The sequence below is a fragment of the Streptomyces sp. CNQ329 genome (assembly GCF_000482585.1).
Genome location: NZ_AXVU01000137.1, coordinates 1 through 1,916 on the forward strand (window position 1 = coordinate 1; position 1,916 = coordinate 1,916).

At 68.3% G+C, this 1,916-nt stretch carries 1 protein-coding gene and 1 pseudogene; one reads left to right on the forward strand and one right to left on the reverse strand.

The genetic code is table 11. The annotated features are described in order from the left end of the window. Window positions 1-1,097 (reverse strand): annotated as a pseudogene (locus I003_RS33875) (RHS repeat protein); the annotation flags it as partial. A gap of 271 nt (window positions 1,098-1,368) precedes the next feature. Here I003_RS33875 and I003_RS0129395 point away from each other — a divergent pair. Then, window positions 1,369-1,908 carry a hypothetical protein gene (locus tag I003_RS0129395; protein ID WP_158689053.1) on the forward strand — a complete coding sequence of 180 codons (540 nt, stop codon included), beginning with the start codon at window positions 1,369-1,371 and terminating at the stop codon, window positions 1,906-1,908. Window positions 1,909-1,916 lie beyond the last annotated feature (8 nt).

A 1,916-nucleotide genomic window follows, 5' to 3' on the forward strand; every position in this document is an offset into this window, starting at 1 on the left:
CCGCTGCCGTCGTCCTTGACCAGCTCGTGGGTCTGGCCGTTGAGGGTGAGGGTCGCGTTGTCGGTCTTCCAGCACAGGTCCCCGACCTTCGAGGACGGGTTGTTGCCGCCGGAGCGGTCGTCTTCGCAGGCCACGAACCGGCGCTCGACGGCACCGGCCGACATCGTCCAGCCGTCGCCGGCCCAGTTGGCCTGGTTGTTGGTCGCGGCGGTGCGGCCGTCGACGGACTGCGAAGAGTACTCCAGCGCCAGGTCGGGCTGCAGGTCCCCCGCTATCTCGGGCACATCCAGGTCGTACGACCAGGAGAAACCGCCGGAGGAACCGCCGGCGCTCCACTTGCCCGACGGCGACAGCGGCGTTGCGGAGAAGTCACCGGAGGCTCCGGACGCCGCCGCCGTCAGGGCAAGCAGCGACGTCCCCTCGCCGGCGGCGTAGCCGGTGGCCGAGCGCTGCGCGGCTGCCGCGGGCGCGACGGGCGCACCCGTCAGGTGTGGTGCGGCGTCGAGTTCGGTGCGTGCCGAAAGCGTCCCGGCCTTGGGGTCGTTGCTCGATACCACAAGCTTCCCCCGGGGGGAGCATCCTGCCTTGCCTGGCGTGAGGAGAGCACAGGCAGGTATCTGACGAAGGGTGAGCCGGGAGGCCCACGCGCCGCCGAAGGGCTGCGCGAAGCTGCCGTAGTCCAGTTCCAGCCGGACCGAACTGCTGTCTTCGCCGCTGGCGCCGCGCAGTGCGACCGCCACGCCGTCGACACCGAGTGCCTGCGTCGCGGATCGGTCCAGCACCTGTGCCTGCACGCGCCGCGGGCCCCGGTCGCCGGACAACGACTTCAGGCTCAACGACACGGAGCCAGCCTTGAGATCGGCGGTGCCGTCCCCCGTCGTGGGCAGGGCCGCCTCGTCCATGCCGGCCTTCGGCCATGCACCGTCCGGAAGGGTCTTGCGGGCGTGGCCGGCGGTCTCATCGGTTCGCTTGAGTGCCTTGCGTTCCACCTCGTCCACCGGGACCGGCTTGGTCTCCTGCAGACCGGGGAGCGAGAGCTCCGCCGCTGCGGCCACCGGCCCGCCCAGGAAGGAAGTCAGCAACAGCCCTGCGAGCATCGTGCAAAGCGTGCCCACCCAGCCCAAGCGACGTCTACAGCCGTCCCCGCCCGAAGACATACGTCTCCCCACCACCGAGATCGAATCACCCAAAGTGACGGCGAAGTTACCCCGACCTTCGGGGAGTTGGGTAGCTCTGACCTGCTCATCTTCATCGATTCGTTATGCACGTATCGGATTCCATAGAGGACTTTTAAGGATCTTCCGGATTGGCGTACAACCCTTTCCTGACCTGCGCTGTCTCGCCGCACCGAGCACACATCTGTCGTCGATGAAGGGCGAGGTCCTCTACGTGAGACGAAAACTGAGAACACTCACCACCACAGTGGCGCTGGCAGTCCTCGCGCCGTTGCTCAGCGGCGGTTCCGCTGCCGCCGATCCAGCCCCGTCTCCGTACGAGGAAACCCAGACCGAGGAAACCCGAGCTCTGGAGGCCGCCGCCGCGAGCGGCGACCAGGTGGAGATCATGTCGTGGCGCACCGAGACGAGCCAGGTGTTCGCCAACCCGGACGGCTCCTTCACCGAAGACACCTACGTGCTTCCGCAGTTCGTGCGCCAGAGCAGCAGACTGGTGCCGATCGACACGGACCTCGCGGCCAACCCCGACGGCACCTTCTCCCCCCAGGCCGCAGAGGTCGGCGTACGGTTCTCCGGCGGCGGCGACGCCCCGGCGGTAACCGTGACGCGCGACGGCCGCAGCATGTCGTGGACGTGGCCGGAGGCACTGCCCGACCCGACGGTGGCCGGCGATACGGCCACCTACCCGAACGTGCTCGAGGACGTCGATCTCAGAGGGCGGTTCGTGATCTGATGTCCGTT